Consider the following 23,359-nt stretch of genomic DNA (forward strand, 5'->3'; position numbering starts at 1 on the left):
GACCCTGTTTCAGCATCCCTGCTCGCGCGCAGAAAGTGACGCTGTTGGACAATACCCGTATAATGAAAGCGACAGACAATTAGGAGGAATCGATTATGCAACGAATCGCACTAACGGAAGACTTATCGTTCTCACGCATCATCCACGGAATGTGGCGTCTCGCCGAATGGGAGATGAGCCCACAGGAGCGTCTCACGTTCATCGAGCAATGTATCGAGCTCGGCATCACGACGTTCGATCACGCCGACATTTATGGCGGGTATACGTGTGAAGGATTATTCGGAGAGGCGTTGCGCCTCAAACCTTCGCTTCGTGACCAAATCGAAATCGTGACGAAGACGGGCATCAAATTGACCGGCTCATTCAACCCCGGCCAAACGCTCAATCATTACGACACGACGAAAGCACATATCATCAGCCAAACCGAACGTTCTTTGAGCGAGCTCGGGATTGACCAGATTGATACACTTTTGATCCATCGTCCCGACCCGCTCATGGATCCAGATGAAGTCGCCGAGGCGTTCATCACGTTGCAACAGAGCGGAAAAGTTCGGACGTTCGGCGTCTCGAACCACGCACCGTCGACACAGCAACTGCTGCAGTCACGGTTACCGTTCAAACTCGTGACGAACCAGCTCGAGCTCTCGCCGATGCAGTTGAAACATTTCGAAGATGGTTCTGTCGACCTATGTCACGAAAAGCGGATGCCGCTCATGGCCTGGAGCCCGCTCGCCGGAGGCCAGTTGTTCTCTGCAGACGACTACGCGCCACTTCGTGAAAAGCTTGAAGAGATCCGCGTCCGTCATGACGCTAGCGGTATCGATTCAATCGTCTATGCTTGGTTGCTCAAACATCCGGTCAATATCATGCCGATCATCGGCTCTGGGAAAATTGAACGAGTCCGCACTGGCGTCGACGCACTTGAAATTGAGCTCAGCCGTGAAGAATGGTTCGAAATTTTGAAAGCTTCACGCGGTCGCGACGTCGACTAAAGGAATATAAAAACCAATAAATACCTATAAAACCCATACTACATTTCAACGTTTTCCGTCTGTTTTTTAGCAATGACGCTATATCAAGGTTCATTCGTCAAAAATCGACAACATTCAAATCGAGAAATTCCATTTCTTATCCATAAGTGTAAACCAGACCCGCTCAGTTCAAGTCGAGCGGGTTTTTCGCTTTTTTATTAAAAAAACACATTAGTTTTCCTAAGACTAAAGTCACAAAAAATTGGTGCTAAAATGATGAAAGTTATTCATCGAAGGAGTGCACCGCTGTGAAAAAGTACCTGCTTTTCTGTACGCTTGCCATTTTGTCATTCCTATTTGGATGTGAGGAAGAACATGCTTTTCGTTTACATACAGCTCCAGAGTATTATCAAGGTCGCGCTACGCTTCCTTCGGGGCAACAGATCGAGATGACCGAGTCCGACCGGACGAACGTGCTCGATGCTTGTTATCCAGAAGATGCGATCACGAACGTTCCCGCCGGCGATCGCCGTTTAGTCGGAACGGTCACGTTGACGCAGCCGTTGACGACGACAACGTCAACCGAAGCGTTCCCGACCGCTACATTCTTTGAAGTGGAGAATCAGTCTTATGTGCAATGTCAGGCAGGCACAATCACTTATATCAAACAAGTCGCATCCGTTCCCGACAGTCTCACCGCTTTTCAAGACTTGTCCGTCACTTATCCGTCCATCTCGAAACTGCGAAACGCTCAACCGCACGAACGACTTCAATTTCTAAACGAGATGGACAAACCGGTCGGCAACGAACCGTATCCGCTCCGGACTGCTCTCGAGCAAACGCTCGTCCACGTGACGATGCCGTTCAACGGTTCATATGAGTTCACATTCGAGTCAAAGGATGCAGCCGAGACCCTCGTGGTCCCTATTGATTTATCTTCTAGACAGCCGTTTCTCTCGATTGGATTTGGTACCGAGTCGGCTGATGGCGAACAGCGCTACGGCATTTACACCTCGTCGAACCAAGAGCTCTATCACGATGTAGTCCGACCACCTGACGCGACGTTCGACCGTTTTCTAGGAGTCCGGCAAGCAAGTGCGCTCCCATCGACACTCGTAGCGAACGAACGCTATCCGTTGTTCAGCTTCTCGTTCACCCGCGATGGAAAAGCCCATAAACAAGTCGTGTCGATCACCTATAAAGAAGAAACCTTGTTGCGCGGGGATAGCTTGAAGAACAAAATGCGCCAACAATTCGACCACCGCCGGCACGTCGTCTTTCACGAGCTCGCCTTGATCGGTACGGAATCGAAAGACGAGCCGTTTTTAAGCCACGCCACAGCTGACGATACGCAATTCATCTTCAATGCGATCGAGCGCGCGAAAGCCGTCTCGAAAGCCGGCACACCTGCCTCGACCCCTTATTTGACCGTCTTCGAAGGCATATGTGCACAAACGTTCGACGTCAGCTATGAAGGAAATGACGTGTTTTTGACGAATACGAAGACTGGGTCTCATTTCCAGCTACTCCGCGACGATGCGGCCAAGTGGCAGGCCCAATTCATGGAGTAAAGGGGGCAAATGGCGTGCGAACCATCGGCATCACAACGTTGCTCATGGCGACAATCATCTTGACCGGTTGCACAGAACAAGAGTCCGCGCTCGACCTCAAAGTTCGCCCCATCCTATTCGACGGCTATCATTATGAACCGGACCAACAGTCGATGCAGCTCGACGAAACGGAACAGATTGCCGTGCATACGATTTGTGACGACACCGGCGCCGCTTCCATCTCGGACCGACCGTTCGTCTATGACGCGACGTATCGCAGTTTCTCACGTTTTTCGTCAAACTTCACGACGATGTCCGTGTTCCATGACGACGAGGCGACATACGCTTACTGTCAAACTGACGTTAGCCAATATGTGAAACTGATCGATGCCGATCTCCTCCCGGCCGCTCGGCGTGAAGCGGAGCCCGAACCGCTCCGACCGCGTTCTGTGGGCGTGTCCGATGCAATGCGTCAAACGACCGAAACCAAGCTTGAAGACGATCCGTTTTTCGAATTGATCCCATTCGATTCACCGTTTGTTGCGCTGCATTCTCCCCTCTTCGCCTCACTCGCTCTCGAAGTGAAGACGAGCGAAGAGGCGATGACATCCTTTCATCCGTTTGACCCGAACATGAAGACGATGGCGCTGTCGCTTTATCTCGTCAAGATGGAGGGGGTCCTCCAACCACTCTTGATTCAATCTTCTGAAAACAACATGGCATACGGGTCGCTCGATTCTGTTCCAGATGGCGGCATCCCGACACTTTCAACCGTCTATCCTCTCCCTGACGAGCTTCAATTCGGCAACATGTATCCGCTCTGGGAGTTGACGTATGATGTCAACGGTGAGACGGTCAAGCAAACGGTCTCGTTGTCTTATGAGCCGCCGGTGATGATGACACAGTCAGAAGTCGACGCAGCAACGACAGAAGAAGTCGAGGAAGCGACCATCGGTTATTTCCATAAGACGTCGCTCTCCGGTAAGACCGAACTTCATCATTTGGACGCCATCCAGACGACCACTGCCGACGGAGAAACGCTTAAACAGATGCTGCAGCGGGCCGAACGCGTCAACCGGAACGGTGAGGCGGCCGCATATCCGCTATTCACCTTGGCCGAAGGCGTTAAGTCCCAAACGTTCGACGTGACGCTCCATGAACGTTCCAAAAAGACGGACGTCTATGTCACGACCAAAGGTAACCACTACAAACTCAGTTCCGAGGACAGCGCCACCTGGCTGTCGCTCGCCCCTTATTGACAGACGGTCTCCTGGCCGTCTGTCTTTGCACGTTCAGAGAGCAAAATCACCCGTTTCTAGATCGACCATGTGCGACAATGGAGCCAAACGCTTTCGAAGGAGATGGTCTGATGACGAAACGATTTGACCGCGATGTCGCCGCACACTGGCAAGTCGCGTATAAACAGAACGGCTATCCGCACGTCCAACAAGGGTGGGTGTTACCCCCGGAACGAAAAGACGAGTTCGACCCGTTTATTTTAATGGCCGAGGATTGGTTCAAGCGTGGCACGTTCTCTGACCATCCGCACCGCGGGTTTCAGACGATCACGTACGTCATCGACGGTCGGCTCGAGCATATTGACAACCATGGCGGCCATTCGGTTTTAGACGCCGGTGACGTTCAATATATGAACGCCGGTTGGGGAGCCCGGCATGCCGAGGAAGCCGTCGATGACGACTTGATCCATACGCTGCAACTATGGCTCAACTTGCCAAAATCGCTCAAATCGACGACAACTTCCTATCAGAACGTATATGTCGAAGACGCCCCGGTCGTACCAATCGACGGCGGGCAGGTGCGCGTCTACTCCGGCGACGTCGCCGGGGTAACGGGGCCGATGAACAGCCTCGTGCCGATCACGATGAGCGAAATCAGTTTGAAAGCCGGTGCCGTCTACGAGCACGTCTTGCCGACAAACCATAACGGATTCGTCTACGTGCTCGCCGGTTCAGTCGAGCTCGGCACGTCGGCGACCCCGCTCGCGAAAACGCACGTGGCGACGCTCACGTACGACGAAACAGCAGACAGCATGAGCGCACTCCGCGTCAAAGCGACGTCACGGGCCCGCCTGCTCGTCTACTCAGGACAGCCGATCCGTGAGGACTACATCGCCCATGGTCCGTTCGTCATGAATACCGAGGACGAGATTCGCCAAGCGTTCCGCGATTATCATGCCGGTAGTTTTGGACCCCCTGCACAATAACAAAAAGCCACGCGGCAGCGTGGCTTTACTTCGTTTTATCCGGCATGAGTACCGTCTGCTGGGTCGGAACCCGACCGATCGGTACGGTCCGTTCGACGAGGACGTATCGTTTCCCGTCCACCTCAAACTTCCGGTCGCCGAGATAATGGGCCGACTTGCCGTCCTCATAGAGTTTCGTCAAAATCGCCGGCACGTATTGATTCAAGTCCGTGTGATGATCATCGAGCGTCATGACGATATTGCCTTTGCTGTATCCCATCCACTGGTTCGACATGAAAAACATTAAAGAAATCACTCCGATGATCCCAATCACTAAAATAACCGTTTCCATCCAATCCCTACTTTCAACGTTTATGAAATTGCTCGTCGTAACGACGGGCCAATACGAGCACGAGTCCAATCAAAAGTACCGATGAGATCGCCGGAATGAAGTCCGGCAACGCATCCCCGGCGCTCAAAAAATCGAACGTTCCGTGAAACAGGATAGCCGGCCAGATGCTGAAGTCAGCCTGAACGGTCAACCAGCCTAAAAAGAAGGAGCCGAAGATAAGTCCAATCGTCCAACCGGCAATCATGAACACCGACATGTCTTGAAAATCTGGGTCGTATAAAAAGACGGGCACATGCCAAAGCGCCCAAACGAGCGCGACCACGAGCGTCGCCGGTCGGACCGCCATCCGTTCTGATAGTGTCGGCAGCAAATACCCGCGCCACCCGCTCTCCTCACCAAACCCGTATGTCGCCACCCAAACGAGCCATAACACAAACGGCGACCAGTCCAGAAGCTTGTCGTTGGCAAACCAATTCGAACTATTTGAGACTTCCGGCATCATACTGACGACGAGGACACCGATTGCGAAAAACAAAACGGGTAGAGACATGGCGAGTAACGTCCAGCGAATCGTCAAGCGGCCATAGGCGCGCTCAAACAATCGACGACACCCTGACCACCCATCCGTCCAAGCCGTCGTCAGCCATGCCGCGACGAGCGGTCCGAACGCCCCAGCGAAATGCAGCAGCGAAGACGAAGCACCGGTCGAGCGGACGAGCCAGATGTTCAGACCCCACCATGACCATGACCACGCGAACGTCAACACGATAAATAGCACGAGGCGCCGCGTCATGACCCGTCTCCCCTTTCTAAAGGTGCTTCACAAAGATTTGACGTTTCGCTCGAAAGCCGACACGTTCGTAAAACGTGTCGGCTTCTTCGTTAACCGACCTAGTGGGGCGCAAGCGCATCATTAACCGCCCCCAGTGTGCGTGTCGCGATCTTCCGTGATTCCGTGTGGCTTTTCATCACCACGCAACACGTGGTTCGAACTGACCGTCTCTGTTCCGTTCAACCGGCGCTGAATCGGACGGGCGAGAAAATAGCCGCCGAACAACGAAGCCGGAAACACGAGAACGGCTGTCCCTAAGACGAGATAAGTATAACGTTGAATCTCTTCCGTTGCCGGGACGAACTGATGGACCCCATAGCGCAGACCGACGAATAATCCGATGAATACGAGCGCGACAAACGCGTACTCGATACATTTCCCAAGAAATTGCTTCATCCTGTTTCCCCCTCAACTTGTTATCTATCGTTACGAGATGAAGCGAGAAAAAGTTTCATTTCTGTTGCTGGGACAAATACCAAAGCGTCGCCACTCGCTCCGTTTCGGACACCCATTCTTGTTTTCCTTGGATGTAGCTTTCGATATCTTCCGGATGTTGGCTCGCGAGCTGTTGTTTGAGAGCGGCATATTCGGCACGTACGTCCGGAAACGCCATCAAGTAGTCCCGAAAGGCCAAATGCCGGACGACCCCTTCGTCCCCTTCCTCGAAGACGTGGACATGGACCGTCCGCACGTCCTCACCTTTGGCGAAGAAGCGCCGTCTCGGAATACCGTGCTCGCCGAAACTGCGATAACCGAGGGCCTCCATGTGGCCGATCAATCCATCGACGCGTTCGATTTGGCGAACGACCGGCATGATATCGATGATCGGTTTAGCGTCAAGACCCGGGACAGACGTGCTGCCGATATGATGAATCACAATCAGTTCACCGTCGAGCAATCGTTCGAGCCTGCTCGACTCGTCCTCAAACTTTTCCGTCCATGCTGTATCGTATTCCACAACCTCAACTTTTCTCATGTTGCTTCCTCCTTATTCCACGACAATTGACACTCATTGTCATCATACCCGTTTTCTCAAGTCTTTAGAAATCCGCTTTGCCGACAGAAAGGTTTGTCGCGTCGCAAAATGGGAAATGCTTATACTAATGAAATCAGAACTGGAGAGTGGACCGTATGTTGACACAAAAACAAATCGATACGTTCAAAGAACGTCTACTAAAAGAGAAAGCCAAGACCGAAGGGTATCTGGAAAATCGTGAAGAAGTTTACGACGAAGGAGAGTTGTCGCACTATGACAACCATCCCGCCGATTCGGGAGAAGAGCTGTTTTTACGCGAACGTGACCACGCACTCACTGAACTCGACGAAGAATTTTTAACGGACGTCGATAAGGCGCTTCTCGCCATCAAAAACGGGACGTACGGAAAATGTGAAGTGTGCGGGAAAGAAATTGAACTCGATCGGCTCGAGATCATCCCAGAAGCGACGCTTTGCATCGAACATGCACGTGAGCAGGAAGAACAAGAGCATCAAACAGACCTCGATCGTCCGGTCGAAGAAGATGTCCTCAATGCGTCTGAGACGGCTGCCCATAAACAGCTCGACGGAACAGATGACGCCGGGCAAAGTACTGACGCCTTCAGCCAAGTCGAAGACTTCGGAAGCTCGGATACAATCGCCGACACCAAAGGCAATCACGATCCAACCCGCGAATGAACGAGAGCCGCTGCAATGCGGCTTTTTTTGCGCAAAAAAACACGACGCTACGCCGCGTCGTGTCAATAAACCGCTTTGATTGGTGATGTGCCGCCGAGTACTTCCGCTACGTCCATCGGATTGACCGTATTGCCGGCCGAACTTGACGAGTAACCGTATTTTCCTTGATGCACCTCGAAATGTAAGTGAGGACCCGAAGAGTTGCCCGTGTTGCCGATTTGGCCGATGCCTTCACCTTGAAGCAACGCTTGGCCTTTCTTCACTTCGATTTTATGCATATGAGCGTAGACGGTCGTCCACTTCTGTCCGTTCAAGTCATGCTCGATGAAGACGTGCTTGCCGTAAGGACCGCTCGTCTTGACGTCGATGACCTTACCGTCAGCCGCTGCGTGAATCGGTGTCCCGACTTTGGCGGCGATATCGATCCCGTTGTGGAACGTATAACCGAATTGTCCACTAGCAGGGCCGAACCCTTGTGACAGACGTCCCGTCGCCGGAATCATAAACTGATCTGGTGCGATGGCTGCTTTTTGCTTCTTCAAATCTGTTAATTGCGCAGCTTGTGCCTTCAACTGCTTATACGCTGCCGCATGTGAAGCCTTCGCCTGTTCCCGCTCGGCCTTCACTTCGGCCTGTTGATCACTCAATTCGTCTAACGCTCGAGCAGCTTCGGCTTCTCTCGCTTTTAAATCTGTCTCGGCTTTTTCGGATTCCGCCGCTTCCGCCTTCGCGCTAGGAAGGACAGACGACAGTACTTGTTTAAACAAAGACGTCTCTTCAGGGGTCGAAGCCGTTTCATACGCTTCGAGCTGAGTGCTTACTTGATCTAGTTTAGCTTGAAGCGCATCCGCCCGTTCATCGACCGCCTGCACGTGACGTTCCGCCTTTTCAACCGCTTGCTTTGACGCGCGAACATCACGCTCTATCTTCTGAAGAGACTTCGTCGTCTTGACGAGCTCTTGCGGGGTAAGTTGATCTGCTGAGGCCGACGCCGGACCATTCAAAACGAGTACGCCAACACCGACAGTTAGTAAAAGTTGTTTCCACATATATTGATAAAACCTCCAAATAGGATGATTCGCTAGCTATATAAAAAGCTACAAGTGCGAATATAGCATCCCTACCTAAAAAGTTCAATATATGAAGCATTTCATTTATATGTCTAACATTTCAAAACGGTGAGCAAGCACTCTCACAAACTTCACGAATAGTTCATCACCGTTTGTCTCGCTTCATTTTTAGGACGACAAAGACGATACTCACGGCAGTTATAAACGTCACCGCCGGGCCCCCGAACAGAAAGACACGGTCGATTGAAGGAGACAAGTTCGTCGTCAATCCGAGAATCGTGAACAAGTTTCCGACGATGAGACCGACCATCAACATAGGAAGAAGACGTCTCATCAGACACCTGTCTCGCGCTTCACCATCTCAAACTGGGCGATGGCATCTTGTTTGAACCCGAGCGTTCGCGCCGCCTCGATCAATGCAGGACGATCCGACGTGAGCGTCAACTTGATCGGTCCATTCGCTGCGGCCGCCCGCAGGAGCCATTCCGCATCCTCATCCCGGCCGAAAATGTCGAGGAGGACGCCTGACCGGAACAAGAGCGCCCCTGTTTTGTCGCCTTCTGTGATCCGGACGAGCTCCGCTCGTTGCTGGGTCGTCCGGGCGTCCGTTTGCCAGATCGGTCGGTGCGATGCCGACGGGTAATAGCGATCGAACAGCGTCACGATCGGTTCGATCGCGCGTGTCGCTTCCGTTTCGGTCGGAACGGAGTCGAAATAAAAGATTTCGCGCACCGTCTCGTACCCGAGCCGCTCGTACAAAGCGAGTGCCGAGTCGTTGCCTTGGATGACTTCAAGTAGACGTGCCCCTGTTGCCTGCTCGTCAAAACGGCGCATCAACTCGCGGGCAATCCCTATTTTTCGAAACGCAGGGGAGACGGCCAGACCACCACAACGCGTGACCCAACCTGTCTCTAAATGGGCCACCCCACTCAAGACGACACCGACCGGACGTCCGTCCGCATACGCGACGATGGAGCGTGACGGTTGATTTTGATCCCGGACGAGGAAGGTCGATTCGAATCCTGCCGCATCCATGTCAAAGCGAATTATGTAATCAGAAAACCCGTCCATGAAAGCTTGATACATGTCGGATAGTGGTGCATTTTGTTGATACGAGATCTGTTGGTCCATAGTTGGTCCTTTCCCATTCATTTTTTGTATACTGAAAGTGCGCTACTTCTAATGAGGGAGGAATAACGATGTCATCCGTCACACTCGAACCGCTTCAAGACAAACACTGGCCCGTCCTCGAGACGTTCACGCTGCCGCTCGATCAAGAGAAATATACGACGTTGCCAAAAGATATCGACTCGATAATCCCGGACGGTGTGCACCCCGTCGTCATTGTGAACGACATACCCGTCGGCTTCTTTTTGTTGCACGACACCGAGCGCGTCCAATCGTACACGGACAATCCGAACGCCTTGCTCTTATCGATTTTTTCCATCAATCATCCGACGCAAAACAACGGGTACGCCAAGTCGGCGCTTCAGCAACTACCTGAATACGTCCACCACCATTTTTCTGACAAGCGACAAGTCGTGCTGTCCGTCAATTTGAAAAATGAAGCGGCGTTCGCACTCTATCAAACTGTCGGATTTAAGGATACGGGACGTCGTATGACCGGACCCGTCGGCGAACAACGAATCATGTCGCTGACGGTTTGAGTTCATCGGGCAGCATCGCGTAGACGGCTGTATCGGTCAGACGAGCTCCATCAGCGGACAAGTCGTCGTTCCGCAGTATGCCTTCAAGTTGAAACCCTAGACGTTCTGGTATCATCCGGCTGCCCCGGTTCGTCGACTCACAACGGATCTCGATCCGTTTGAATCCGAAATGTGTAAACCCGAACCGCGTGACTGCCTCGACCGCTTCGCTCATGTATCCGTGTCCGGTACGCATTGAATGCAGCCAGTACCCGATTTCTGCCTTCGGAACGTCCCAGTCGATGCCTTGCAGACTGACCGTGCCGACGAACGTTCCCGTGTCTCGTAAAAAGATGAGATAGCGAAAACTCTCCCCTGTTACATAGAGTTCGTGGGCACGTCGTAAATTGATCTCGGTCTCTTCTAACGTCGGGACCGTTTGAGCGAACGGCAACCACTGCCGGAACTCCTCATGTGAATCCCGAATCGCCGCATTCACGACATGCTCGTCTCCACTCAGCCGTGGTGCCCGCAATCGTAAGCGCGCCGACTCGATCTCGAGCGGTGTTACTGGATGTACAACTTCCATCTCGTCAATTCCCCCTCTTCACTTGCGAAAACACCAAACTAGAACTCCTCCTAAACCTAGCACGAGCAATCCGTTCAACAGTCGCCAGATGATATCAATCATCATGGCCTTCTGCTTTCTCCCAAAATGTCCGAACCCCTTCAACAACTTGGTTCCAGTATGTGTCTGGATGTGGAACGAGCGTCTCTTTCGTCACGCGTAACGTCTTTCCGGTTACGACCGAAGTTGCCTCAATCTGTTCGCGCGAACCGTCGAGCAAGGCGACGAACGCCTCGAAGCCAACTTTGCCGACGTCTGCCACTTCGTCAACGTCTAACTTGAACGCCTCCCCAGCGTACGGATAGACATATGTATGGGCGAACTCCCGGTCTAGAAACGCTCCCGTCTCAATCACGTCCTCAAAGACGCCGAGCGGGTGGAGTTGCTCAAGTGACAGTTCAATCCCGAGCTCTTCTTGTATCTCACGGACTCCGTCCCGGACCGTTTCTCCGGCAGCCAGATGCCCTGCTGCCGTGATGTCGAACAGTCCAGGAAAATCTTGTTTCGTCTCGCTGCGGAGCTGTAAGTAAAGATGCGTCGGGTCAATCATCCAGCAGTGAAACGTCTCATGCCAATCGCCGTCACGATGGACGTCGGCCCGGGACTTCAACCCGATTCTTTTACGTGTCCGGTCGACCACGGTAATGAATTCAATCATATCGTCACTCCATTCTCTAAAAAGGTGATCGTCCCGGCGGTCGCATCGAGCTCGACGTCGATGCCAATCGGGAAGACGTGTGACGGAAACGTATGCCCGATATCGACATTCGTCAAAATCGGGAAGTCGACGTCACCGAGCACTTCAAGCAAGAGCGCTTCGAACGAAAACGGTGCCCCTAGCGTATCAAAATGCTCATGTTTTCCGATGATCAGGCCATTGATTTGATCAAAGACACCGGCCAGCTTGAGCATACTGAGTGACCGTTCCTCGTCCGCCATCGTCTTGAACGAATCTTCGAGAAACAAAATGGCGCCCTCCATGTCCGGGAAGAACTCTGACTTCAAAAAGCCCGACATCGTGTTCAAATTACCACCTACCAATTTACCCTGTGCCCGGCCATCTCGTAGCGACAGCCATCCGTCATTCGGACGAAGCATCTTTGGCCGATCTTGCGTCATCCAGTCAAGCATCTCTTCAGTCCACTCCCGTGGCACGTCGAGTGAATAAGGTGCCTCGCGCTCTAGACAGAGCACGTTTCGGATGTAGCGCTCCCCATCCGCTAACATCGTCTCATACTCTCCAAACGACGGAACAATCGCCGGGCCGTAAAACGTCGTCACGCCCGTCTTCGCGTAGCAGGCGAGCAAGAGCGCCGTGACGTCGCTGTAACCCATAATAATTTTCGGATGTCGACGCAGCGCTTCGTAATCAATATATAACAGAAGCGAGTTCGAGTTCGTTCCCCCAATCGTGCTGATGATCGCTTTGACATCAGGATCACGCAACAAGTCATTGAATTCCGTGGCCCGGTCCTTGATTGAAGCAGAGCGATAGCCTTCTGCGCGATATGTGCAGCTGCCTTCACGAACGGTAAAGCCCATTCGTCTCAGTTGAGCAATCCCCCGCTCGTAACGCTCGGGAAAGCGGTTTGGCGCCGGAAACGACGGCGTGATGATCCCAATCGTATCGCCCGGCCGTAACGCGGTCGGTTTAATCAGTGTCGACACATGTATCCCTCCATTTTGTTCCATACGTTTACTGTACGGGTTTCGAAGGGGCAACGACAACCTAAACTAAAACAGATCAGGGTCTTCCGACAATGTCCGGACTTTCCTGACTTTTCGGTGACGACCGGTCCAGCCAAGTGTCGTGAAGAAAAAACCGCCCCCGACCATACAGAACAGCGCGACCAATCCGGCCACGATGCCATCAAATCCGTAGCGCTCGCCGCTCGCGACGAGCAGTAGCGGCGAAAAGAGGAAGGAAACCACTAGCATGATCAGCCCACCCCACACCCTCCGTCTGGGAAACCCAATCGTCCACCACCCGAAAGCAATCAATCCTAAAATGATTAACCCAACCATCCCGACTAGAACCATCGTCAGCGCCTCCACTCCGCAAATTGTTTTACTATATTCCGCATCTGTCATTCAAATCCCTGTAAAAATCAGCCTATATAAATTCCTGATTCCGGGTAAATAACTAATGGAAACCATCGCACCGGGGTACCGCAGAGGAGGATCACCATGAGAGCTAGACTCATCTTTGCCTTCGCGTTCATCGGTCTTTTTTTGTTAGCAGTCTATTGGGTGAGCACGTGGAACGATCACACGCTCGACGGACGCATCGAACGGATTGAAATCCCTCAACTGATGATTGGTCCAGCCGAGACGGATATGGATGAAATCAAATTGCATACGATTCTAGTTAATGACCAGACGGAAGTGACGGGTCTTGCTAGCGACGTGCAAGAACTTCGCGCCGGTCAACATGTGACTATCGAGCTTGACCCAGATGCGACGCTCAACATCGCGCTATCGATTCATGTAACGTCCGATTAAACGAAGAATCGTCTTTTTTCAAGAAAACGGGCTTAATTTTTATAGAACAGTGGAATATGACAACAGGTAGCTGAAAGGAGATAAATACATGATTTCAAATACATTGTTGTCGGGTAAAGTCGCGTTTATCACAGGAGCGGCGTCAGGAATCGGACGCGCCGCTGTCATCCGGTTCGTCCAAGCAGGGGCAAAAGTCGCCATCGTCGACTTGAACCAAGAGGACTCCGAGAAGCTCGCGAGCTTAATCGGCGAGGACCGCGCCATCGGTATTAGCGCCGACGTCTCAAACGAAGACGAGATGAAGCGGGCTTATGAACAGACGGTCGAACGGTTCGGACATGTCGATATCGTGTTTGCGAACGCGGGACGGAACGGGACGATCACACCAATCGAGCACTTGTCGCTCGAAGATTGGAACGGGGTCGTCGAGACGAACTTGACGGGCACGTTCTTAACCGTGAAACATGCGATTCCCCACTTGAAAGAGAAAGGCGGCAGCATCATCATCACGTCGTCGATCAACGGGAACCGTTTCTTTAAAAACTTTGGCTTCAGCGGCTATGCGACGACGAAAGCCGGCCAGACCGGTTTTGCGAAAATGGCTGCGGCCGAGCTCGCCCAGTTCGGTATTCGGGTCAACACGATTTGTCCGGGTGCAATCGATACGAACATCGATGATTCGACGAACCGGGACGACGCGTTACTTGAAGAAATCGTCATCCCGATTGAATATCCAGAAGGCAACCAACCGCTCGCCGGAAAATCAGGTACGGCGAAGCAAGTGGCCGACGTCGTCTTGTTCTTTGCGAGCAATATGTCGAGCCATGTCACCGGATCAGAAGTGTACGTCGACGGTGCCGAATCACTACTCTAACGACAACAGGTCGCCCCGCGGGGCGACCTGTTTATTTGAGGATCGGACTTTTCATAACTGCTTTTTGGTAAAACGGTGTAAAACCAAGGCGTTCCATGTTGCGTCCCGAGGCGGTATCGACTTTCGTCGTCACCGTCACGTACTCGCAACCTATCGCTTTTGCCGCGGCAACTCGCTCTAAAATGAGTTGGGTCTGATACCCTTTTCCCCGATAATCGGGAATCGTGCTCGTCAAAAACAGTTCCCCCATCCCGTCCTGAACGGCGAGAATACCGCCGGCGACTGCTGTCTCGTCTTCACGGACGAGAAACGCCTGGTTTTCCGGTAACGCATAAAACCCTTTCGCCGTATCGATCGTCTCTTGCAGGACGGTCCCCGTCTCGGCGAATCCTGTCGCAATCGCCCGAGCCCATTCGTTCACGTTATCGGCGTGCACACGTTCGACACGTGTCGCTTCACTCTCTGGCAACTCAAACGTATTCACATCGAGCAACCAGACGTCGAGAAAGTGATCGAGCGTATAGTTTCGTTCCTGCAGCAGGCGAATGAGCGACATGTCCGCGAGTGGACACACCTCAATATGTAGGCGGGACACGTTCTTACCACGAACCCACTTCTCCATTTGGTGCAGATCGTAAAAGCTCGTCGGACGGTTCAAGCCGAACCCGACCGCAAAACTCGTATTCCCCATCCGGAACACATGACCTTTATTTTCAACGATTAACTCCGAGCCTTCATAGGGAGGGGTCTGTTTTCGATGCCTGATGTAGGCAGACGTCCCTTCCGCTTTGATGCGTTCGATGCGCCTGGCTAGTTCTAAGCGTTTCATCTCGTTCCCTCCCTCTAATCTTCCCTGAGTTTACCACACTTCAATTACGAACATGTTGTGATTCCGTTACAAGGCAACGCTTTAAAGGCGGACTTCATCAATCACGAACGAGGACGACCCTTCGATTTCTTCGATAAAATGCGAGCCGAACAACATCGCTGGTGTGAAGCTTCCAGGAATGACCCGGCTTGAACCGACGAGACGTTTCACGACCTCGAGCGCCCCATAGACGGTGAAGGCGTACGTGCTCGCCGTCTTAATGCGGACGATATATTTGTGTCCGTCTGCATTCGTTGCTTCGCCCCAAACATACGTCGACGACCCGTCCCGCTCCGCCTCATCCGGTCCGCTAATATGTTCATCGACATAGCGTAAGAGACGTCCTTGGACAGCGTCACTACCAAGAATCGGACTAAAGAACGACATGAGACGAGACGCATATCCGGCCACTGGGGGAACTGGGATCCATGTCGTGATGTTCGGGATGCCCGTCGTATAATACGCGGTCGAGACGTCACCCCACGGAATTGCGAGCGCTGTTTTCTTGCCGCGCCCAAAGTCGATTTGTCGACGCTTGGCCCCAAGCGGGAACGGCGACAGTTTTCCGTCTTTCCGCTCGGCACTGCTCGAGCCGAGCCCACGGATTGCTGTTTTCATCGTTCCGCGCGAAATACCGGCAGCGGCTGAGAAGCCGAGGGCGAGATTCGTCGCGTCCGGCATGAGTTCCTTCAACTTGCGGGCCACACAGTCGGTCGGGATGACGTCAAAGCCGACACCCGAACACAGCAATACCCCGGCTTCTTGCGCGAGCTTGGCCCGTTTCTTCGAATGGATGTATTCGAACACTTCGATTTCCCCGGTAATATCGAGGTAATGCGTCTGTGACGCAAGGCACGCCTCGACCATCGGCTGACTCGTATCGGCGAACGGTCCAGCACAGTGCAAGACGAGGTCGATGTCAGCGAGTTCCTGCTTCGCTTTGTCGAGCGACAGACTAAAGACACGCGTCTCGCATCCGAGCTCGTCACCAAGACGCTCGATCGCGTCCGCACGCCTCCCTGCGAGCACCGGTGTCATCCCTTCGTTTACTGCTTGCCGGGCAATCAGTTCACCTGTATAGCCGTTCGCGCCATAGATCATCCATTTCATCGTTGTTTCCTCCTTCAGGCTATATGTATGCTTCTTTTGTTCCCTTCTTTTACTGACGATACACGATGCAATATCGAATGAACAGTAACACAAAAAAACTGATCGTCCCTGAAAGGACAATCAGTTGCTTAATTAGTTGTTCGTCGCTTCCGCTGCTTTCGTACGAACCGTCTGCATCGCTTCTGTCCATGGGACGAGCTGGTCGAGCATATCATTCACCGATTGGACTTGTACGTCTTTCGGTGCGAAGTGCGTGCCGTTCTCGAAATCTGTGAAGAGCGAGAGCGCCGGGTGGACCCGGACGTGGGCAATCAAGAGTTCGCTCAAGACACCGCGCACATGCTCAGTTGCCCGAGCGCCGCCGACCGAACCGTACGAGACGATCCCTGCCGCCTTGTTATGCCATTCGTTACGTAAGTAGTCGAGGGCGTTTTTGAGCGCGCCTGTCATCGAGTGGTTGTACTCTTGTACGATGAAGACGAAACCGTCCATCTCTGCAATTTTCTCTGACCATGCCGCAGCACCTGTCGCGTCACCGCCAGCCTCGCCGAGAAGCGGTAAGCTGTAGTCCGCAATATCGATGATTTCATAGTTCGCGTCACCGCGCTTGTCGGCGAGTTCTTTTACCCATTCTCCGACTTGCGGGCTAACGCGTCCTTCACGAGTCGATCCGAGTACGATTCCAATTTTCAACATAGTAGTTCCTCCTTGTGAGTTGGTTGATGCTTCTTGTTTACCGAACAAACGATTGAAAAAACTCATGATGGCATACCCTCATACTCTTTCTCGAACGTTTTTGTGCTCCTGACTGTATCAATCGGCCGGACCATCGCTTCGATCTGCTCACGCTTCGACTCTAAGAACGGTGGGAGCGACAATTTCTCACCTACCGTCTCATATGGTTCGTCACCCATAAATCCTGGTCCGTCGGTCGCCCATTCGAACAAGATTTGCGGTGCGACGCGTGCATACGACGATTCAAAGAAGAAACGATCAACGTAACCTGACGTCGGTAACCCGAACTGTTGCAGCCGTGCTGTCCATTCGTCGAGGACGCTGCGGTCATCGACGCGGAACGCGACGTGATGCACCGTTCCAAACCCTTGACGTGCTTGCTGAGACGTCTCGTCATGGATGACGACGACTTGCGCTCCGTTTCCACCCTCACCTCCTTCAAAGAGATGATTGTCACCTTCTTGCCCGATTTCTTCGAACAACATGACTTCCTCCATCACTTGCTTGAAGTACGTGAAGTCAGAAATACGGATAAAGATTGGCCCGAGTCCAGTAATGGCATACTCGAGTGGAATCGGACCGTTTGGCCACGGCTCACCAGAAGCGACACCTTGATTGAACTCGTCCGAGATGAGCTGATACGCTTGGTCGTCGAAGTCGACGAACGACAGCGTCTTCTTGCCGAACTGCTCGGTGATGCCTTCATGTTTTACCTTTAACCGATCAAAACGGCGGACCCAGTAGTCGAGTGCCTGATCCGTCGGGACACGGAACGACGTCTTTGAAATCTCATTCGTCCCGTGCACGCCTTTTGGGATGCCTGGGAAGTCGAAAAACGTCATGTCCGTCCCGGCGCTACCTTTATCGTCCGCAAAGAACAAGTGATACGTCTGAATGTCGTCTTGGTTGACCGTCTTTTTGACGAGACGCATCCCTAAGACGTTCGTAAAGAAGTCGTAGTTCTTTTCGGCGCTGCTCGTGATCGCCGTCACGTGGTGAATCCCTTTTACATGGTTCATTTAAATCGCTCCTTCAAAATCTTGATTTCGAGATAATTAGTTAAAAAATTTTGACGCCTCGGCACGTTTGCCGACCGTCTTCAATTGTGTGATTGTGTCATCTAAATCGATTCCGTCGAACAACTCGTTCATCCGTTTCGTGTGTGTCGGAAAAATTTGATCCATCAAGTCGGTTCCCGCTTCGGTTAATGCGGCATACGTCACACGGCGGTCGCTCGGACAAGCTTTCCGGACCAAATAGCCTTTTGCCTCGAGTCGGTCGACGATATACGTCATGCTGCCGCTTGAGAGCAAGACTTTTTTGCCGATGATTTGAATCGGTTGGTCACCTTTATGATAGAGCAGTTCGAGTACCGAGAATTCGGTCGCGTTCAGTCCATATGCGGCGACTTCGTGTTTGACCATGTCCTGGATCGATTGTGAAGCCCGAAATAAGACGGTGATTGCTTTTAAGGCGTCTGATTGTTTCATCTGTTCCCCTCCTTTGTTGAGAGAAAACAATACTTTAAATTTAATTATCTTTAATTCGAGATAAATATAACACGGTAATTTGGATCGGTCAATCAATTTGATTCAATAAAAAGACAAGGCCGCTTCCACAAGCCTTGTCTTCCGGATCAATCGTACGTCTCGTCGAGATTGCGCGCATAAAACGCGATGGCGCGACGATAACGCTGAATGCTGTCATCCGGCTGCGGACTCGCGAGCAGCTCGAGCAACGCACCGGTCGCTTCCTGATGCTGTCCGAGGTTGTAACGCGTCATCGCTTGGAACACTTTCAAGGCAGCGATGTCAGGGAACTGTTCGATCGCCTTAGCAAATAGTTGTTCGGCATCCTCGTAACGACCGAGCGCACGGTACGTGCTGCCGAGCCCGATATACGTCTCACTGAGCTCGTGACCGCTCAGACCGAGTCGGATGGCCCGCTCATAGTGCGGGACGGCTTGACGCTCTTCGCCGAGCGAGTCATAACACCAGGCACATTGCGCGTGGAGTCGTGGATTTTTCTCATCTTGACGCAACAGCATGAGCAACAGCTGCTTCGCCCGCTCGAGCTCTCCGTTCTCGCGCAGGCGGATCGCCTCGTCGAGTCCGACTTCTTCTGGCTGTTTAACGTGAAGGTCGCTCAAATCATCGAGCCACGCTTGCAGTTTCTCATAATATTTCCCGATATGGACGCCGTCGACGAGCGCGTGGTGCGCTTGGACTGAGAGCGGCATCATCATCCGGTCGCCAACTTTCGTGAATTTGCCCCAGGCGATCCGCGGAACGCTATCGTGCTGTTGGTCATTCGTCGGGTGACTGATGCTCGTGAACGTGAGCCAAGGCACGCTCGTAATATAGAGCAGGCTGTCCGGCTCGTCATCTCCGACGACGACTTCTCGTTTCGCCCCGCTCATCCGCACGGCCACTTCCTCCATGAAGTCGGGAAACGCGTCTTTATACGTCGCCGTACAGAAATTGAAGACGTCATCATCCATCATGACGGTGAACGATGGATGGACGACATCATGCTCGACGACCACGTCACCGCGCATCCGGTACCTAAGTTCAGGGATGGCGTTCGCCGTCTTCACCACGCCGTATAAGAACAGCTTGAAAAATGACTGTCCGCGCGTCTTCGCGAACGTATGTAGCTTCGTCACGTCGACGTTCGCCGTCACGTTGAAATGCGGGGCGTCAAACGCCTTGAAAAACTCATAATGCTTTTTACGCGGCCACTTCTCGAGATCAATTTGTTTCATCTATCTTCCCCCCTGTTCTTTCACTGTACCAAAAGCAGTACGGGAAGACTCAAAGCTTTTGCTTCAACTGCTCGTAATGCTCGTTCGCTAAATCAAAATAGACGAAGTCGCGGCGTTCGATCCGATCGAGCGTCGCCTTGAAATCACGCCAGCCACGGTCGACCATCTCCGGCGTGAGCTCACCTGACTTGGCTGCCGCTTCGAACTCATCCTCGTCTTTACGGACGACGTCACCGTTCGGGAAGATGAGGATGTCGAGCAGGAGGTCATCCATGTACGGAATCCCATCCTCATACCCGATCCCCTCGACGATATCGATGTACCATTGGACGATGTTGCCCCGGTCATCGAACATGACGGTCACCCCGAACGGTTCATGTTCTGAGAAGTACTGGAGCCACGCGTAACCTGCGTCGGCGACGATGAACTCCTTTCCTTGATGCATCTTATATTGTGGGGCTCGGACGGCGTCAATTTGAAAGAGGGCGACGGTGCCCGAGAAGCGATCGTCCCGCACCTCCATTTGTGCGTATCGATTTTTTAATATGCGTTCCCAATCACGACGATTGGCAAATTTTCGTTTTGGCATCTCTCTCTCTCCTTTAAATCAGTTTCCTAAATGTGTTCGCCAAAAGTCGACATTCCCCTGTTCAATCGTACAGATTGTGTGGATTGAACCAGACGAGGTAGCGATTCCATTTGCCCTAGATGAGAAAGTATCCAGGTTCTCATCCTATTTCATACATGCTACGCTAATGTAAAATAGGGAAATAATGTAACTTACTAGGGGGTTGTTTTATGAAACGATTAGGACTACTTGGCTTAAGCGCGTTCTTGCTGACAGGTTGTACCGATCAAGCCGAGCAACCAATCGTCTCTCCTGATATGAACGAACAAGATGAAGAAGCGACGATCGAATGGACACGAGAAGATTTCAAAGACGTCTTTGACCAACACGAGACTGCCCAAGACTTGTTAGCAGCGCTCGAAACCCAAGGGCTAACACCGTTCCGTGAGACGTTCGAACGCGTCGTCATCGCCGGGGACGGGATCCATCATACATACGCCGATATTTATCCGTTCAAGCTCGACGACGGCACGTACGCGACCGTCTATGAGAATGAAGACGGTGAGATCGCCAACGGTCCCGAGTCGGTCGCACCACTCTTTTGGCAAGAAGAGTCGTTCACGCAATTCGTTGAGGAGATTGAGAAGCGCAAATACGGGACGAGTGCCCCCCCGACCGACGTCACATTGACGCAAGACGAGTTTCAATCGATTTACGACCGCCATGCCTACACGTCAGCGCTCATCGTCGAGCTCGACGAATGGGGAGTTCAAGTCGCACGCGACCCAATCGAGAACGTCATCATTGCCGGGAACGGCGTCAAGGAAGTGACGGCCGACTTGATCGTCTTTGAGATCGAAAACGGCTACGCTATCGTCTACGACCAAGACGGTGAGATTTTGAAAGCACCGGAGTCGATCGCCCAGCTGTTTTGGAACGAGACGGATTATGAAAACCTGCTCGAGAAGAACGAGTGATCACGTACCGCGACGTTTCAAGTCCCGATACTCGAGGAACAAGTTGAGCCATTGGGCCGGTTTATCGGCTGACTCGGACGGATCATACCGATAGTTGGTCACATATACATGCCACGACAGCGCCCGATACACGCAACCGAGCTCTTCAGCGATCAACAAATGGCGCCATAGCACGTCCCGAGGCGCTACACCTTCCCACTCAGCCAAGTAGACGGTACGCATCTTCTGAATCTGTTCATACCATGCGACTTCATCGTCTTCTGGCAACAAGTCGTAGAGCGCGTTCCAAAACACACGGACGCTGAAGAACGGATGGGTGACGGTCGCATCGCCCCAATCGAGAATACATAAGTCATCCGTCTGTTTGCGCCAAAAGATGTTGCCGCCATGTAAGTCGCCGTGCTCGAGACTCATCGGCACCCCAGTCGCGAGCTCGTCGCACATGGTGAGGAGTTTGTCTTGGAGCGCCAGCACCGCCTCTGCCTTATCTCGATCTAACCCCGTACATAACTCGGGTAAATACGTCCGTATCTCTTCTTTTAGACGAGCCGGACGCCGGTCCGGGATACCGTAGGCCAAAAGCGTATCCGTGTAATTCGCTTCTTTTCTCTGTAGTTTCGCATATTGACGCACAGCCGCTTTGTACCGACTGTGCTTGGGGTATTCACGAAGTGCATCCCCGCCGATGTCTCGCATAAGTAGCCAGTTGCGTGTCGCGGCAATGGCGATGACCTCCGGGACGAGTCCCGGATGCCGTTCGGCTAGATGCATCGACAGTTCAGCCTCGCCACCACTGATTGCTGTCACCGCCTTGGCGTAGTAACGGTCTGCTCCGTACTCTCCATACATCAAGTATGTCAAGTCGGTATCTTTCACAACCCGCCACGTCACGCCTGGCACATGGCCATCGAGCCAGTGCTCGAACTGTTCACGGTAAGACTCGTCACGCCATGGGATCGCATCCCTCACTGACCTCACTTCCTTTCACCACACTTCGTTTAGGAGGAAATAATATGGACGTTGTCTATTATTCATACCCGGTCGATGCGCTACTCTATATGTATTTAGGTGCGACGGCTGTCTTCAGCTTCATAATTGGTCTAGTCGTTCGCCGCGTGTCGAGGCGTCCAGATATCAGCTTTTGGACGACGATCGTGCTCAGCTTTGTCGGACTATGTCTTTCACTCGGCTGGTTCCGTAACGCCTCGGTCACCGTATTTATGGGTACACTCCCGTGGGTCATCAATCTCGTGTTTTCCCTGTTTTTATACGCCCTGTATAGCGGTATCATTTATTTCATCTTCCGACCGCGAAAAATTGAGGCAACAAAATAACGTTATGCTATACTCAAACCAATAAACGACCACTAGGGGAGCCTTCGGGCTGAGACGGCAACTGCCGGACCCTTCGAACCTGATCTGGCTCATACCAGCGTAGGGAAGTGGCTTGGATACGTCTGTCTGTCCACGCCACTTTTCCACTTGGAGAAGTGGCGTTTTCATTTTGAAAGGAGACACTACATGCGTATTCAACAACTCACTTGGATGGCGATGCTCATCGCCATCGCCATCATCGGCTCCCTGTTCATCTCCATCCCGACCGGTGTCGCCCGGGCCTATCCGGTGCAACATATGGTGAACGTCATCGCCGCCGTCACCGTCGGTCCGATTGGTGCCGTCCTCGTCGCGTTCGTGACCGGACTCGTCCGTGTCATGACCGGGACCGGGTCGTTGCTCGCCTTCCCAGGTGGTATGATCGGCGCCTTGCTTGCCGGACTATTTTACGTGCGGACGAACCGGGTCGCTTTCGCTGCGCTCGGTGAAGTCATCGGGACGGGCGTCATTGCCTCGCTCATCGCCGTCCCGTACGCGAAAATCTTAATGGGTTCTGAGTTTGGGGCGCTGTTCTTCTTCCCGGCCTTCCTCGCCTCGAGCGTGACCGGAGCCATCCTCGGCTGGATCGTCTTGGCGCGGGTCAAACAGTTGCGTCCACTCACGGTGAAGCGATAATTGAACAACAACCACCAAAACAGGGA

30 protein-coding genes and 1 riboswitch are annotated in these 23,359 nt (G+C 52.6%); of the genes, 11 read left to right on the top strand and 19 right to left on the bottom strand.

What is annotated here, in order from left to right; all coding sequences use genetic code 11:
* The first annotated feature begins 95 nt into the window (after positions 1-95).
* The 4 genes from EVJ20_RS12245 to EVJ20_RS12260 all read left to right on the top strand — a co-directional run bounded on the left by EVJ20_RS12245 (position 96) and on the right by EVJ20_RS12260 (position 4,745).
* On the top strand, positions 96-992 hold the full coding sequence (locus EVJ20_RS12245; RefSeq protein WP_070329277.1) for an aldo/keto reductase: 897 nt from the start codon (positions 96-98) through the stop codon (positions 990-992).
* Between the two features lie 287 nt (positions 993-1,279).
* A complete protein-coding gene (locus EVJ20_RS12250; protein ID WP_236636408.1) occupies positions 1,280-2,542 on the top strand; it encodes a hypothetical protein in 1,263 nt (420 codons plus the stop codon).
* A gap of 14 nt (positions 2,543-2,556) precedes the next feature.
* Positions 2,557-3,780, top strand: coding sequence for a hypothetical protein (locus tag EVJ20_RS12255; RefSeq protein WP_131508323.1), 1,224 nt, complete (start codon positions 2,557-2,559; stop codon positions 3,778-3,780).
* 110 nt (positions 3,781-3,890) lie between these two features.
* Entirely contained in the window at positions 3,891-4,745 is an 855-nt protein-coding gene (locus EVJ20_RS12260; RefSeq protein WP_201740024.1) for a pirin family protein, read from the top strand.
* A gap of 25 nt (positions 4,746-4,770) precedes the next feature.
* On the opposite strand, the gene EVJ20_RS12265 is transcribed toward EVJ20_RS12260, so the two are convergent.
* The 4 genes from EVJ20_RS12265 to EVJ20_RS12280 all read right to left on the bottom strand — a co-directional run bounded on the left by EVJ20_RS12265 (position 4,771) and on the right by EVJ20_RS12280 (position 6,884).
* Complete coding sequence (locus EVJ20_RS12265) at positions 4,771-5,076, bottom strand: hypothetical protein (RefSeq protein WP_016508867.1); 306 nt, start codon at positions 5,074-5,076, stop codon at positions 4,771-4,773.
* 13 nt (positions 5,077-5,089) lie between these two features.
* The gene (locus EVJ20_RS12270) at positions 5,090-5,869 is read right to left on the bottom strand and encodes a CPBP family intramembrane glutamic endopeptidase (protein ID WP_131508327.1); all 780 of its coding nucleotides are present in this window, start codon (positions 5,867-5,869) and stop codon (positions 5,090-5,092) included.
* A 120-nt stretch (positions 5,870-5,989) separates the two neighbouring features.
* Positions 5,990-6,304: a hypothetical protein gene (locus EVJ20_RS12275; RefSeq protein WP_131508329.1), complete on the bottom strand. Its 315-nt coding sequence runs from the start codon at positions 6,302-6,304 to the stop codon at positions 5,990-5,992.
* A 55-nt stretch (positions 6,305-6,359) separates the two neighbouring features.
* Entirely contained in the window at positions 6,360-6,884 is a 525-nt protein-coding gene (locus EVJ20_RS12280) for a GrpB family protein (protein ID WP_071398548.1), read from the bottom strand.
* A gap of 155 nt (positions 6,885-7,039) precedes the next feature.
* Between EVJ20_RS12280 and EVJ20_RS12285 the strand changes: the two genes are divergently transcribed.
* Entirely contained in the window at positions 7,040-7,582 is a 543-nt protein-coding gene (locus EVJ20_RS12285; protein ID WP_070329283.1) for a TraR/DksA C4-type zinc finger protein, read from the top strand.
* 62 nt (positions 7,583-7,644) lie between these two features.
* On the opposite strand, the gene EVJ20_RS12290 is transcribed toward EVJ20_RS12285, so the two are convergent.
* The 3 genes from EVJ20_RS12290 to EVJ20_RS12295 form a co-directional block, all read right to left on the bottom strand.
* Positions 7,645-8,631, bottom strand: a complete 987-nt coding sequence (locus tag EVJ20_RS12290) for a M23 family metallopeptidase (protein ID WP_070329284.1) — start codon at positions 8,629-8,631, stop codon at positions 7,645-7,647.
* A gap of 166 nt (positions 8,632-8,797) precedes the next feature.
* The gene (locus EVJ20_RS15125) at positions 8,798-8,968 is read right to left on the bottom strand and encodes a hypothetical protein (RefSeq protein ID WP_161568113.1); all 171 of its coding nucleotides are present in this window, start codon (positions 8,966-8,968) and stop codon (positions 8,798-8,800) included.
* 17 nt (positions 8,969-8,985) lie between these two features.
* Entirely contained in the window at positions 8,986-9,783 is a 798-nt protein-coding gene (locus EVJ20_RS12295; protein ID WP_131508331.1) for a GNAT family N-acetyltransferase, read from the bottom strand.
* Between the two features lie 68 nt (positions 9,784-9,851).
* Here EVJ20_RS12295 and EVJ20_RS12300 point away from each other — a divergent pair, with 68 nt between their 5' ends.
* The gene (locus tag EVJ20_RS12300; RefSeq protein WP_131508333.1) at positions 9,852-10,319 is read left to right on the top strand and encodes a GNAT family N-acetyltransferase; all 468 of its coding nucleotides are present in this window, start codon (positions 9,852-9,854) and stop codon (positions 10,317-10,319) included.
* Here the strand turns inward: EVJ20_RS12300 and EVJ20_RS12305 are convergent.
* The 4 genes from EVJ20_RS12305 to EVJ20_RS12320 all read right to left on the bottom strand — a co-directional run bounded on the left by EVJ20_RS12305 (position 10,300) and on the right by EVJ20_RS12320 (position 12,966).
* Positions 10,300-10,887, bottom strand: coding sequence for a GNAT family N-acetyltransferase (locus tag EVJ20_RS12305; RefSeq protein WP_131508335.1), 588 nt, complete (start codon positions 10,885-10,887; stop codon positions 10,300-10,302). The genes EVJ20_RS12300 and EVJ20_RS12305 overlap by 20 nt on opposite strands.
* A gap of 94 nt (positions 10,888-10,981) precedes the next feature.
* A complete protein-coding gene (locus EVJ20_RS12310; protein WP_131508337.1) occupies positions 10,982-11,584 on the bottom strand; it encodes an NUDIX hydrolase in 603 nt (200 codons plus the stop codon).
* Entirely contained in the window at positions 11,581-12,585 is a 1,005-nt protein-coding gene (locus EVJ20_RS12315; RefSeq protein WP_131508362.1) for a S66 family peptidase, read from the bottom strand. Before EVJ20_RS12315 ends, EVJ20_RS12310 begins: the two co-directional genes overlap by 4 nt.
* Before the next feature lie 75 nt (positions 12,586-12,660).
* Positions 12,661-12,966: a hypothetical protein gene (locus EVJ20_RS12320; protein WP_071398556.1), complete on the bottom strand. Its 306-nt coding sequence runs from the start codon at positions 12,964-12,966 to the stop codon at positions 12,661-12,663.
* A gap of 147 nt (positions 12,967-13,113) precedes the next feature.
* Between EVJ20_RS12320 and EVJ20_RS12325 the strand changes: the two genes are divergently transcribed.
* Positions 13,114-13,428 (top strand): hypothetical protein, encoded by a 315-nt coding sequence (locus EVJ20_RS12325; RefSeq protein WP_070329290.1) that lies wholly within the window; start codon positions 13,114-13,116, stop codon positions 13,426-13,428.
* An 88-nt stretch (positions 13,429-13,516) separates the two neighbouring features.
* Complete coding sequence (locus EVJ20_RS12330) at positions 13,517-14,302, top strand: SDR family oxidoreductase (RefSeq protein WP_070329291.1); 786 nt, start codon at positions 13,517-13,519, stop codon at positions 14,300-14,302.
* A 31-nt stretch (positions 14,303-14,333) separates the two neighbouring features.
* Here EVJ20_RS12330 and EVJ20_RS12335 read toward each other — a convergent pair whose 3' ends face one another.
* The 7 genes from EVJ20_RS12335 to EVJ20_RS12365 form a co-directional block, all read right to left on the bottom strand.
* Positions 14,334-15,131: a GNAT family N-acetyltransferase gene (locus EVJ20_RS12335; protein ID WP_016508856.1), complete on the bottom strand. Its 798-nt coding sequence runs from the start codon at positions 15,129-15,131 to the stop codon at positions 14,334-14,336.
* 81 nt (positions 15,132-15,212) lie between these two features.
* The gene (locus EVJ20_RS12340; RefSeq protein ID WP_071398559.1) at positions 15,213-16,280 is read right to left on the bottom strand and encodes a saccharopine dehydrogenase family protein; all 1,068 of its coding nucleotides are present in this window, start codon (positions 16,278-16,280) and stop codon (positions 15,213-15,215) included.
* A gap of 132 nt (positions 16,281-16,412) precedes the next feature.
* A complete protein-coding gene (locus EVJ20_RS12345; RefSeq protein ID WP_131464844.1) occupies positions 16,413-17,042 on the bottom strand; it encodes an NADPH-dependent FMN reductase in 630 nt (209 codons plus the stop codon).
* The gene (locus EVJ20_RS12350) at positions 17,039-18,034 is read right to left on the bottom strand and encodes a ring-cleaving dioxygenase (RefSeq protein ID WP_070329295.1); all 996 of its coding nucleotides are present in this window, start codon (positions 18,032-18,034) and stop codon (positions 17,039-17,041) included. Before EVJ20_RS12350 ends, EVJ20_RS12345 begins: the two co-directional genes overlap by 4 nt.
* 36 nt (positions 18,035-18,070) lie before the next feature.
* On the bottom strand, positions 18,071-18,505 hold the full coding sequence (locus EVJ20_RS12355) for a MarR family winged helix-turn-helix transcriptional regulator (RefSeq protein ID WP_131464846.1): 435 nt from the start codon (positions 18,503-18,505) through the stop codon (positions 18,071-18,073).
* Between the two features lie 146 nt (positions 18,506-18,651).
* On the bottom strand, positions 18,652-19,779 hold the full coding sequence (locus EVJ20_RS12360; protein ID WP_131464848.1) for a tetratricopeptide repeat protein: 1,128 nt from the start codon (positions 19,777-19,779) through the stop codon (positions 18,652-18,654).
* A gap of 49 nt (positions 19,780-19,828) precedes the next feature.
* Positions 19,829-20,368 (bottom strand): DUF402 domain-containing protein, encoded by a 540-nt coding sequence (locus EVJ20_RS12365; RefSeq protein ID WP_131464850.1) that lies wholly within the window; start codon positions 20,366-20,368, stop codon positions 19,829-19,831.
* Positions 20,369-20,577: 209 nt separating this feature from the next.
* Here EVJ20_RS12365 and EVJ20_RS12370 point away from each other — a divergent pair, with 209 nt between their 5' ends.
* Positions 20,578-21,324 carry a hypothetical protein gene (locus EVJ20_RS12370; RefSeq protein ID WP_071398565.1) on the top strand — a complete coding sequence of 249 codons (747 nt, stop codon included), beginning with the start codon at positions 20,578-20,580 and terminating at the stop codon, positions 21,322-21,324.
* Here EVJ20_RS12370 and EVJ20_RS12375 read toward each other — a convergent pair whose 3' ends face one another.
* Entirely contained in the window at positions 21,325-22,293 is a 969-nt protein-coding gene (locus EVJ20_RS12375; protein ID WP_131490321.1) for an aminoglycoside phosphotransferase family protein, read from the bottom strand. It lies immediately after the preceding gene.
* A gap of 44 nt (positions 22,294-22,337) precedes the next feature.
* On the opposite strand from EVJ20_RS12375, the gene EVJ20_RS12380 reads away from it, so the two are divergent.
* Positions 22,338-22,658, top strand: a complete 321-nt coding sequence (locus EVJ20_RS12380) for a hypothetical protein (RefSeq protein WP_131468444.1) — start codon at positions 22,338-22,340, stop codon at positions 22,656-22,658.
* Positions 22,659-22,682: 24 nt separating this feature from the next.
* Positions 22,683-22,781: riboswitch (TPP riboswitch) on the top strand.
* 63 nt (positions 22,782-22,844) lie between these two features.
* The gene (gene thiW / locus EVJ20_RS12385) at positions 22,845-23,333 is read left to right on the top strand and encodes an energy coupling factor transporter S component ThiW (RefSeq protein ID WP_131457612.1); all 489 of its coding nucleotides are present in this window, start codon (positions 22,845-22,847) and stop codon (positions 23,331-23,333) included.
* Positions 23,334-23,359: the final 26 nt, after the last annotated feature.

The sequence above is a fragment of the Exiguobacterium sp. SH0S1 genome, from assembly GCF_004337165.1.
Taxonomy (GTDB): domain Bacteria; phylum Bacillota; class Bacilli; order Exiguobacteriales; family Exiguobacteriaceae; genus Exiguobacterium; species Exiguobacterium aurantiacum_A.

Excerpts from the sequence above, each read along its gene's own strand:
- EVJ20_RS12245 (WP_070329277.1), top strand. The coding sequence starts at position 96 with ATGCAACGAATCGCACTAACGGAAGACTTATCGTTCTCACGCATCATC.
- EVJ20_RS12260 (WP_201740024.1), top strand. The coding sequence starts at position 3,891 with ATGACGAAACGATTTGACCGCGATGTCGCCGCACACTGGCAAGTCGCG.
- EVJ20_RS12265 (WP_016508867.1), bottom strand. The coding sequence starts at position 5,076 with ATGGAAACGGTTATTTTAGTGATTGGGATCATCGGAGTGATTTCTTTA.
- EVJ20_RS12270 (WP_131508327.1), bottom strand. The coding sequence starts at position 5,869 with ATGACGCGGCGCCTCGTGCTATTTATCGTGTTGACGTTCGCGTGGTCA.
- EVJ20_RS12275 (WP_131508329.1), bottom strand. The coding sequence starts at position 6,304 with ATGAAGCAATTTCTTGGGAAATGTATCGAGTACGCGTTTGTCGCGCTC.
- EVJ20_RS12280 (WP_071398548.1), bottom strand. The coding sequence starts at position 6,884 with ATGAGAAAAGTTGAGGTTGTGGAATACGATACAGCATGGACGGAAAAG.
- EVJ20_RS12285 (WP_070329283.1), top strand. The coding sequence starts at position 7,040 with ATGTTGACACAAAAACAAATCGATACGTTCAAAGAACGTCTACTAAAA.
- EVJ20_RS12290 (WP_070329284.1), bottom strand. The coding sequence starts at position 8,631 with ATGTGGAAACAACTTTTACTAACTGTCGGTGTTGGCGTACTCGTTTTG.
- EVJ20_RS15125 (WP_161568113.1), bottom strand. The coding sequence starts at position 8,968 with ATGTTGATGGTCGGTCTCATCGTCGGAAACTTGTTCACGATTCTCGGA.
- EVJ20_RS12295 (WP_131508331.1), bottom strand. The coding sequence starts at position 9,783 with ATGGACCAACAGATCTCGTATCAACAAAATGCACCACTATCCGACATG.
- EVJ20_RS12300 (WP_131508333.1), top strand. The coding sequence starts at position 9,852 with ATGTCATCCGTCACACTCGAACCGCTTCAAGACAAACACTGGCCCGTC.
- EVJ20_RS12305 (WP_131508335.1), bottom strand. The coding sequence starts at position 10,887 with ATGGAAGTTGTACATCCAGTAACACCGCTCGAGATCGAGTCGGCGCGC.
- EVJ20_RS12310 (WP_131508337.1), bottom strand. The coding sequence starts at position 11,584 with ATGATTGAATTCATTACCGTGGTCGACCGGACACGTAAAAGAATCGGG.
- EVJ20_RS12320 (WP_071398556.1), bottom strand. The coding sequence starts at position 12,966 with ATGGTTCTAGTCGGGATGGTTGGGTTAATCATTTTAGGATTGATTGCT.
- EVJ20_RS12325 (WP_070329290.1), top strand. The coding sequence starts at position 13,114 with ATGAGAGCTAGACTCATCTTTGCCTTCGCGTTCATCGGTCTTTTTTTG.
- EVJ20_RS12330 (WP_070329291.1), top strand. The coding sequence starts at position 13,517 with ATGATTTCAAATACATTGTTGTCGGGTAAAGTCGCGTTTATCACAGGA.
- EVJ20_RS12335 (WP_016508856.1), bottom strand. The coding sequence starts at position 15,131 with ATGAAACGCTTAGAACTAGCCAGGCGCATCGAACGCATCAAAGCGGAA.
- EVJ20_RS12340 (WP_071398559.1), bottom strand. The coding sequence starts at position 16,280 with ATGAAATGGATGATCTATGGCGCGAACGGCTATACAGGTGAACTGATT.
- EVJ20_RS12345 (WP_131464844.1), bottom strand. The coding sequence starts at position 17,042 with ATGAGTTTTTTCAATCGTTTGTTCGGTAAACAAGAAGCATCAACCAAC.
- EVJ20_RS12350 (WP_070329295.1), bottom strand. The coding sequence starts at position 18,034 with ATGAACCATGTAAAAGGGATTCACCACGTGACGGCGATCACGAGCAGC.
- EVJ20_RS12355 (WP_131464846.1), bottom strand. The coding sequence starts at position 18,505 with ATGAAACAATCAGACGCCTTAAAAGCAATCACCGTCTTATTTCGGGCT.
- EVJ20_RS12360 (WP_131464848.1), bottom strand. The coding sequence starts at position 19,779 with ATGAAACAAATTGATCTCGAGAAGTGGCCGCGTAAAAAGCATTATGAG.
- EVJ20_RS12365 (WP_131464850.1), bottom strand. The coding sequence starts at position 20,368 with ATGCCAAAACGAAAATTTGCCAATCGTCGTGATTGGGAACGCATATTA.
- EVJ20_RS12370 (WP_071398565.1), top strand. The coding sequence starts at position 20,578 with ATGAAACGATTAGGACTACTTGGCTTAAGCGCGTTCTTGCTGACAGGT.
- EVJ20_RS12380 (WP_131468444.1), top strand. The coding sequence starts at position 22,338 with ATGGACGTTGTCTATTATTCATACCCGGTCGATGCGCTACTCTATATG.
- thiW (WP_131457612.1), top strand. The coding sequence starts at position 22,845 with ATGCGTATTCAACAACTCACTTGGATGGCGATGCTCATCGCCATCGCC.